The organism is Dactylosporangium sucinum (genome assembly GCF_014647515.1).
Taxonomy (GTDB): Bacteria; Actinomycetota; Actinomycetes; order Mycobacteriales; family Micromonosporaceae; genus Dactylosporangium; species Dactylosporangium sucinum.
On sequence record NZ_BMPI01000061.1, the window covers coordinates 63,661 to 71,724 of the forward strand.

Below are 8,064 nucleotides of genomic sequence, written 5' to 3' on the forward strand. Positions count from 1 at the left end.
TGGGGGTTCCCTTCGGTGCTGGACCAGGTGGCGGATGCCCGTGTTCAGGACCGCCACCAGCGGGACCGCCACCAGCGCGCCGATGATGCCCGCCAGCACCACGCCGGCCGAGATGGCCACGATCACGGCCAGCGGGTGGACCGACACCGCCCGGCCCATGATCAGGGGCTGCAGGACGTGGCCCTCCAGTTGCTGGACCGCGATCACGCCGATCAGGACCACCAGGGCCGTGATCGGGCCCTCGTCCACCAGGGCCACCAGGACCGCCACGGCGCCGGACAGGGTCGCGCCCACGATCGGGACGAAGGCGCCCAGGAAGACCAGGGTGCCGAGCGGGAACCAGAAGTCCACGTTCAGGATCAGCAGGAGCAGGCCGATGCCCAGGGCGTCGATGAAGGCCACCAGCACCGTCGCCCGGACGTAGGCGACCAGCGTGTGCCAGGCCGCCTCGCCCGCGCGGCGGATCGGGTCGCGGGCCGGGCCGGGCAGGACGCCCGTCAGGAAGTGCCAGATGCGCTTGCCGTCGCGCATGAAGAAGAACGTCACGAACAGGATCAGGAACAGCAGCGCGAGGAACTCGATGGTGGCCGTGGCCGTCGAGACCGCGCTGTCGGTCAGCGTGCCGCGGTTGTCGCTGAGCCACTTCGACGCGGCGTCGAAGGTGGCGTCGAGCTGGCGGCCGCTCAGGTGCAGCGGGCCCGTCGTGAGCCAGGTCTGGATCTGCTGCACGCCGGCCGACGCCTTGTCGGACAGGGCCGGGAAGCCGTCGACGAACTCGCTGACGACCAGGGTCAGCACGCCCGCGACCGCGGCCAGGCCGGTGATGAGGACCAGGAACGCGGCCAGGGACGGCGGCAGCTTCACCCGCCGGCTCAGCACGCCCATCATCGGCGCGAGCAGGGCCGACAGGAGCAGCGCGATGCTCAGCGGGATCAGGACGGTCTTCAGGCGGCCGACCAGCCACAGCAGCACCGCGGCCGCCGCCACCAGCACGAGCAGCCGCCACGACCAGGCGGCGGCGATGCGCAGGCCGTGCGGCACCTCGGCGTCGTCGCGGCTCATTGTCGACGGGTGGCCGGGCGCCAGCTCGGCCTCCATCTCCTCGATCACCGGGTCCGGGTCCGGCTCGGGCTCGACGATCGCGGCCTCCCGCTGGGCTCGGGCGGTCTCCACCCGCTGGAGATAGGCGCGGCGCAGATTGGCGCGCACCTGATCGAACCGGCCCACGAAACGAACCTCCCCCGACGGCAGCTGACACCTCACCGTAGTCCGGGTCGAGCGGCAATGGCACGCATCGAGGCGGTAGCGTCGCAAGCGTGACAGCACAGCCCGCCACCACCCCGCCCGCCCACGACCTCGACGGCGGCCTGCCGATCCGCCTGCTCCACGACCGGGTGCTCGTCCGGCTCGAGGGTGCGGAGGGCGAGCGCCGGCACGCCTCGGGCATCGTGATCCCGGCGACGGCTTCGGTCGGGCGCCGGCTGTCGTGGGCCACGGCCGTCGGCGTCGGGCCCAACGTGCGGTCCATCGTGGCGGGCGACCGGGTGCTGTTCGACCCCGAGGACCGCTCCGAGGTCGAGCTGCAGGGCCGCGACTACGTGCTGCTGCGCGAGCGCGACGTGCACGCGGTCGCGGCCCGGCGGGTCGAGCCCGACTCGACGGGCCTCTACCTGTAGTAGACGGGCATCGGCGGGGGCTGCGGCGGAGCCAGCACGACCGGCACGGGCACGACCGGGGTCGGCGGGGCGTCGAGCACGCGCACCACGCCGTCCGGGAAGGTGATGTGGTACTGCGAGCCGTCCCACACCGCCCGCGGAGCCTGCGGATCCCGCCCGACGAAGACCTGGCGGTAGGCCTGCAGCGCCTGCAGCAGCCGGAGCTCCTCCACCAGCGCCTCCTGCCGGCGCCTCGGCTCCTTGTCGAGCCCTCTTCGCAGCCCGTCGCGCAGCAACGCCAGCCGCGTCGCGTCGAACTGGAACGCCTTCATCGCCTTGTCGCCTGCGTCGCCGGCCACCCGGCGGGCCCAGCGTCGGGCCGCCAGCCGCCGCCCGAGCGTGCCGAGCGCGGCGACCTCCGGCGGCGAGAACCACCCGGCCCGCGCATACTCGCCGAGCACGCGCTCGGTCATCCGGCCCTCGTGGGCGCGCAGCCACAGGGCGAAGCCGACCATGCAGAGGAAGATCGGCATCATCACCGCGAAGTAGCCGTACAGCAGCACCCACGCGCTGGCCGTGGCGGTCACCGACATCAGGTTCCAGGCGCCGTGGAGCATCATCGCGAGCAGCAGGCCGGCGACCGGGGCCAGGAAGCGCACGGTCCGGTTCGAGGTGCGCGAGGCGATGCCGAGGCCGATGCCGGTCATCGACGTGAAGAGCGGGTGGGCGAAGCCGGTCATCAGGATGCGCACGATGAAGATGCCGACCAGCACCGCCGCGCCGGAGACCGGCCCGTTCTTCTCGGCGGTGTCGGCGTAGCCCTTGAACCCGAGGTACAGGATGTTCTCCACCATGGCGAAGCCGGTCGCCGACAGTCCACAGTAGACGATGCCGTCGATGATGCCGGAGTACGCGCGGGGGCGGCGCCAGAACAGCAGGATCGGCCCGAGCGCCTTCATGCTCTCCTCGATGAACGGCGCCACCAGGACGGCCACGAGCGCGTCGGACAGGCCCGCGCGATCGGCGAGATAGCTGCTGGTGGTGTTGACCACGAGCGCCACCCCGGTCGCGACGCAGGCACCCCAGCCGAAGACGAAGACGAGGTACTTCACCGGCTCCGGCTCGTACCGATCGAGCCACAGGAAGCAGAAGACGAGCACGGGCACCGGGATGACCGCGGCCCCGACGCCGATGACGAGCGCCGTCCAGCCCCCGCTGAACCCGAAGAACGCGAGCACGGCCACGCCGCACGCGGCGATGAACCCCATGACCAGGATGAGCGTCCACAGCCGCCGCCGGTCGGACCGCTTGGCCGGCGGGGCGGCGGCGAGGGCGAGCGCGGCGGTCGCGTACGCCTGCTCGTTGGTCACCGGCTCCGCGGCCTCGGTCACGTTCGGCACGGCGGAGGTCGCGGCCTCGGCGGTCGGCGCCCAGTTGCCGGGAGCGCCGGGCACCGCGGGCAGCGCGGCCGGCCATCCGGACGGCGCCGCGGAACTCCGGGACGAGGCGCCGGGGTCGGTGAGGCCCGCGGGCGAGGAGAAGGGCGAGTGCCCGGGCGCCCCGGGCGGCGCGGGCCGAGCCCACGGCGACCCGCCGGGCTGCGCGGGCGGCCCGGAAGGTGAGGGCGGCCCGGAAGGCGCGGACGAGGCGGTGGGCGAGGCCCAGGTGGAAGCGGCCGGCGGCACGGACCCGTTGCCGGGCGCGGCGGCCGACGGCTGGGTCGGCGACACCCACGGCGCGGCCGGGGCCCACGGCGCGGGCGCCGTCGGCTGGCCGCCCGAGGACCCGGCGGAGGGCGCCGGCGGCTGGTCGTCCGCGGACCCGGCGGAGGGCGCCGGCGGCTGGTCGTCCGCGGACCCGGCGGAGGGCGCCGGCGGCTGGTCGTCCGCGGGCCCGGCGGAACCCGAAGCGGAGCCCGCAGCGGCGGTCAGCCGCGCGGCTGGATCCGGAGGCGGTGACTGGCCCGTCGCGGGCCCGGCCGGTGGGTCGGACGGCGTCCCATTCGGCGGGAGTTCGCTCATGGGCCAACTCTATCCGCGCTATCGTCACCGGAGGTCATGAGTGCCAGCGCCAAGCCCCGGCTCGCTGGCCGGCAACCCTCGCGTTCGCGGCGGGGTGCCCCGGGTGATGACCCGGCCCGTCGCGCGGTGTGGCGGGCAAGCGCGAGCGGAAGGCCATGCCTCCATGTCCATTGTCCTGTCCCCCGGCGACGTCAAGCTCCGTGACGGTCGCAGCGTCGACTTCGCCAACCTCGACATCGCCGCGACCGCCCCCTGCCTGCGGGTCGTCGCCGACGCCGTCGCCGAGCTGCTGCCCTTCTACGGGTCGGTCCACCGCGGCGCGGGGGCGCTGTCCGAGCGGTGCACCAGGGAGTACGAGCAGGCTCGCGAGACCGTCGCCGACCTGCTCGGGTGCGGCGCCGGGGACACCGTCGTCTTCACGCGCAACACCACTGACGCGTTCAACCTGCTCGCGCGGGCGCTGCCGGCGGGCACGACCGTCGTCACGTTCGACACCGAACACCACGCCAACCTGCTGCCCTGGGCCGACGTGGTGCGGCTGCCGGCGCCCCGGTCGGCCGAGGAGGCGGTGGCGTCGCTCACGCGCTGCCTGTACAACACGGGGAAAAGCACGCTGGTCAGCGTCACGGCGGCCAGCAATGTGACCGGGGAGCTGTGGCCGGTCGCGCGGCTCGCGGCCGTCGCGCACCGGTTCGGGGCCCGGATCGCGGTCGACGCGGCCCAGCTCGCCCCGCACGCGCCGGTCTCGCTGGCCGAGCTGGGCGCGGACTACGTGGCGTTCTCCGGCCACAAGATCTACGCGCCGTTCGGGGCCGGCGTGCTGGTCGGGCGGGCGGACTGGCTGGACGCCGCCGAGCCGTACCTCGCCGGTGGGGGCGCCAGCGCCAACGTTGCCGCCGACGGCACCGTGCGCTGGGCGACCGGCCCGGCCCGGCACGAGGCCGGCACGCCGAACCTGCTCGGCGCGGTCGCCCTGGCCACCGCGCTGCGTGCCCTGCACGACGCCGACACACACGAGCAGGCCCTGGTGAACCGCCTGCGGGCCGGCCTGGCCGGGCTGCCGCACGTCGAGGAGCTGCGGCTGTTCGGGCCGGAGGCGCCGCGGGTCGGCATCGTGTCGTTCGCGGTCGCGGGCGAGGACCCGGGTGAGCTGGCCGTGCGGCTGGGCCGCGACCACGGCATCGGGGTGCGCACCGGGCTGTTCTGCGCACACCCGCTGACCCGCCGGCTGCTCGCCGAGGCGGCGACCCGGCTGGGCGCCGTCGACGTCCCCACCCAGGCGGTGCGCGCCAGCCTCGGCCTGGGCACCACGGCGGAGCACGTGGACCGCCTGCTCGCGGCCCTCGATCGGTAGCCGCCGGAATAGGTGCTCCGGCCAGGAAGATCGCGTGGCAGCCCGGGCAAGCTTCCCGGACACCGCACCAAGGCCTGTCGCACAACCGGGGTCGGAAGCCCCGGTGCTGGAACAGGCCTCAGCGGGCCAGGAGGTCGCCCAGGTCGTCGAGGCGGTCGAGGACCGCGGACGGGGTCAGGTCGGCCGCCGTGAGCCGGCCGGCCTCGACCTCGTCCCAGGTCAGCGGGGCGCTCACGGTCGGCCGGGCGCCCGCTCGCAGCGAGTAGGGCGCGACCGTCGTCTTGAAGGCGTTGTTCTGGCTCCAGTCGATGAAGACCTTGCCCGGGCGCAGCTGCTTGGCCATCTTCGACACGATCAGGCCGGCGTGGGCCCGGGCCAGCTCGTCGGCGACCGCCTTGGCGTAGGCGCTGATCTCGTCGGCCGTCTCGTCGCCGGGCAGCGGCACGACCAGCTGCATGCCCTTCTTGCCGGACGTCTTCGGGCAGCCCGACAGGCCGTCGGCGGCGAGCCGCTCGCGCAGCAGCAGGGCCACCTCGTAGCACTCCGGCAGGCCGGCCGGCGGGCCCGGGTCGAGGTCGACCACGAGCTGGTCGGGGTCGAGGGCGCGGCCGTCGTCGTCGACCCGCCACTGCGGGGTGTGCAGCTCGAGCGCGGCCAGGTTGGCCAGCCAGACGACCGCGGCGAGCTCCTCGACCAGGATGAAGTCGATCTTCTCGCGGCTCTTGGTCGAGCCGGGGACCGGCAGGCGGACCGTGCGGATCCAGTCGGGGGTGCCGGCCGGGGCGTTCTTCTCGAAGAAGCTGTTGCCGTCGACGCCGTTGGGGTACCGCGTGCGGGTCAGCGGCCGGCCGGCGAGGTGGGTCAGCAGGGTCGGACCCACGCGGGTGTAGTAGTCGATCACCTCGGCCTTGGTGAAGCCGACCTGGGGATACAGCACCTTGTCCAGGTTGCTGATCTCCAGCTGCCGGCCCTCGACCTCGACGCGCAGCCGGTCAGGCATCGCTCACCTCCGCCGGGGACAGGTCGGGACGGATGCGCAGGAAGCGGGGGAAGCGCAGGCGGCCGTCGCGGGTGCGGTGGCTGTACTTGACCTCGACCACCAGGTGCGGCGCGACCCAGACGGCGCCGCGGGCGTCCTCGCGCGGGACCGTGTCGCCGAACGGCGAGCCCCCGGCGGCGAGCGGCTGCAGGGCGCTGAGCAGCGCCTTCTCCGACTCACCGGAGATGCCGCCGCCGACCCGGCCGCGGTAGGCCAGGCCCTCACCGCTCGGGACGCCGACCAGCAGGGCGCCCAACGCGCGCTTGCCGGGCCGCCAGCCCCCGACGACGAACTCGGCGCTCTGCTCCAGCTTCACCTTCACCCAGTCCGGCGTCCGGATCCCCGGGTGGTACAGCGAGCTCGTCCGCTTCGCGACCACCCCCTCCAGCCGGTTCTCCCGCGACGCGGCCACCGTCGCCGGGCCGTCGTCGAACGACGGGGGCACGACGGCGCGCACGCCCAGGGTGAGGCTTTCGAGGCGATTTCTGCGCAGATGGTACGGCCGGTGCACCAGCTCCTCACCATTGATCTTCAGTGCGTCGAAGACCAGGTAGGTCACCGGCACCGCGGCGGCGAGCCGGGCCGCGCGGTAGGGGTCGCGCACGTGCATCCGCTCGGCCAGCACCTGGAACGACGGCTGGCCCGCCTCGTCCATGGCGACGACCTCGCCGTCGAGCACGGTGTCGTCGAGCCCGCGCCCGATCCCGGCGAGCTCCGGATAGGCGGCGGTGACCTCGGCCCCGCTGCGCGCGTAGAACCGGGTCGCTCCCCCGCTGATCACCGCGATCGCGCGGATCCCGTCCCACTTGAACTCGAACGCCCAGCCCGGCCCGGACGGCAGCACGCCGGCCGAGGCGAGCATCGGCGCCGGCGGACCCCCCATGTCCACACCATAGTTCGCCTGCGAGTTCCTCGCGTCCGCGTCGAAACGATGCAATTCTGTTGGTGGAAGGTCGACAAGCTGCGGAAAGGGATTACCGATGCGCGCGATCTGGAAGGGCGCGGTCTCCTTCGGGTTGGTGTCGATCGCCGTCCGGCTCTATTCGGCGACCGAGGAGAAGGACATCCGCTTCCACCAGGTGCACCGGGAGGACGGCGGACGGATCAAGTACAAGCGGGTCTGTTCCATCGACGGGGACGAGGTCAGCTACGACGACATCGCCAAGGGCTACGACCTCGGCGGCGGCGAGATGGTGATCCTGACCGACGACGACTTCGCCGACCTCCCGCTCACCACGAGCCGGGCCATCGAGGTGCTGGAGTTCGTGCCGGTGGAGCAGGTCGACCCGATCCTGTACAACAAGGCCTACTACCTGGAGCCCGAGCAGACCGCCGCCAAGCCCTACGCGCTGCTGCGCGACGCGCTGACGAACACCGAGCGGGTCGCGATCGTCAAGGTGGCGCTGCGCCAGCGCGAGCAGCTGGCCACCCTGCGGGTGCGCGAGAACGTGCTGGTCCTCAACACCATGCTGTGGCCCGACGAGGTGCGCGCCGCGAAGTTCGACATCCTCGACGAGGACATCTCGGCCCGGCCGGCCGAGCTGGCGATGGCCGGCTCGCTGATCGAGTCGATGGCGGCCGACTTCGAGCCGTCGGCGTATACCGACAACTACCGCGAGGCCCTCCAGGAGGTCATCGACGCGAAGGTCGCCGGCCGCGAGGTCGTGCAGCCCGAGGAGGCCGAGGAGGCGCCGGCCGCGGCGGTCGACCTGATGGCGGCGCTGCGGGCGTCGGTCGAGCGGGCGCGGGCGGCCCGCGGCGAGGCGGCCCCGGCCGCCGAGGAGGCCGCGGAGGAGGAGGCCGAGGAGCCGACACCGATCAAGAAGACCGCCGCGAAGAAGGCGCCGGCCAAGAAGGCGGCCCCGGCGAAGAAGACCACCGCGGCGAAGAAGACGACGGCGGCGAAGAAGTCGGCCTGAGAGGACGTCTGATTCACGAAGTTTGTGAGTTATGTACGTTCAGGTGTCTCGCCAGGTTGGGGTGGTTTCGTCGGTG

The 8,064-nt window shown here is 73.3% G+C and carries 8 protein-coding genes and 1 riboswitch; of the genes, 4 read left to right on the forward strand and 4 right to left on the reverse strand.

What is annotated here, in order from left to right:
• Positions 1-1,227 (reverse strand): AI-2E family transporter (locus tag IEZ31_RS42655; protein WP_190255834.1); only part of this gene is annotated, 1,227 nt, incomplete at its 3' end.
• 89 nt (positions 1,228-1,316) lie between these two features.
• On the opposite strand from IEZ31_RS42655, the gene IEZ31_RS42660 reads away from it, so the two are divergent.
• Positions 1,317-1,676 carry a GroES family chaperonin gene (locus IEZ31_RS42660; RefSeq protein WP_190255835.1) on the forward strand — a complete coding sequence of 120 codons (360 nt, stop codon included), beginning with the start codon at positions 1,317-1,319 and terminating at the stop codon, positions 1,674-1,676.
• Here the strand turns inward: IEZ31_RS42660 and IEZ31_RS42665 are convergent.
• Complete coding sequence (locus IEZ31_RS42665) at positions 1,667-3,046, reverse strand: PrsW family intramembrane metalloprotease (RefSeq protein ID WP_268241738.1); 1,380 nt, start codon at positions 3,044-3,046, stop codon at positions 1,667-1,669. The two genes, IEZ31_RS42660 and IEZ31_RS42665, sit on opposite strands and share 10 nt — an antisense overlap.
• Between IEZ31_RS42665 and IEZ31_RS42670 the strand changes: the two genes are divergently transcribed.
• Both IEZ31_RS42670 and IEZ31_RS42675 read left to right on the forward strand, forming a co-directional pair.
• Positions 3,018-3,716, forward strand: a complete 699-nt coding sequence (locus IEZ31_RS42670) for a hypothetical protein (protein ID WP_190255836.1) — start codon at positions 3,018-3,020, stop codon at positions 3,714-3,716. The two genes, IEZ31_RS42665 and IEZ31_RS42670, sit on opposite strands and share 29 nt — an antisense overlap.
• Positions 3,709-3,824: riboswitch (SAM riboswitch) on the forward strand. (Overlaps the previous gene by 8 nt.)
• A 15-nt stretch (positions 3,825-3,839) precedes the next feature.
• On the forward strand, positions 3,840-5,030 hold the full coding sequence (locus IEZ31_RS42675; RefSeq protein ID WP_190255837.1) for an aminotransferase class V-fold PLP-dependent enzyme: 1,191 nt from the start codon (positions 3,840-3,842) through the stop codon (positions 5,028-5,030).
• Positions 5,031-5,148: 118 nt separating this feature from the next.
• Here the strand turns inward: IEZ31_RS42675 and ligD (IEZ31_RS42680) are convergent, their stop codons facing one another.
• A complete protein-coding gene (gene ligD, locus IEZ31_RS42680; RefSeq protein ID WP_190255838.1) occupies positions 5,149-6,030 on the reverse strand; it encodes a non-homologous end-joining DNA ligase in 882 nt (293 codons plus the stop codon).
• The gene (ligD, locus tag IEZ31_RS42685) at positions 6,023-6,952 is read right to left on the reverse strand and encodes a non-homologous end-joining DNA ligase (protein WP_190255839.1); all 930 of its coding nucleotides are present in this window, start codon (positions 6,950-6,952) and stop codon (positions 6,023-6,025) included. Before ligD (IEZ31_RS42685) ends, ligD (IEZ31_RS42680) begins: the two co-directional genes overlap by 8 nt.
• A 97-nt stretch (positions 6,953-7,049) precedes the next feature.
• Between ligD (IEZ31_RS42685) and ku the strand changes: the two genes are divergently transcribed.
• A complete protein-coding gene (gene ku, locus IEZ31_RS42690) occupies positions 7,050-7,988 on the forward strand; it encodes a non-homologous end joining protein Ku (protein ID WP_190255840.1) in 939 nt (312 codons plus the stop codon).
• The last annotated feature ends 76 nt before the right edge of the window (positions 7,989-8,064 follow it).

What these genes read in the sequence shown, in the direction of transcription:
- IEZ31_RS42675 (WP_190255837.1), top strand. Translation starts at nt 3,840, where the DNA reads ATGTCCATTGTCCTGTCCCCCGGCGACGTCAAGCTCCGTGACGGTCGC.
- ligD (WP_190255838.1), bottom strand. Translation starts at nt 6,030, where the DNA reads ATGCCTGACCGGCTGCGCGTCGAGGTCGAGGGCCGGCAGCTGGAGATC.
- ligD (WP_190255839.1), bottom strand. Translation starts at nt 6,952, where the DNA reads ATGGGGGGTCCGCCGGCGCCGATGCTCGCCTCGGCCGGCGTGCTGCCG.
- ku (WP_190255840.1), top strand. Translation starts at nt 7,050, where the DNA reads ATGCGCGCGATCTGGAAGGGCGCGGTCTCCTTCGGGTTGGTGTCGATC.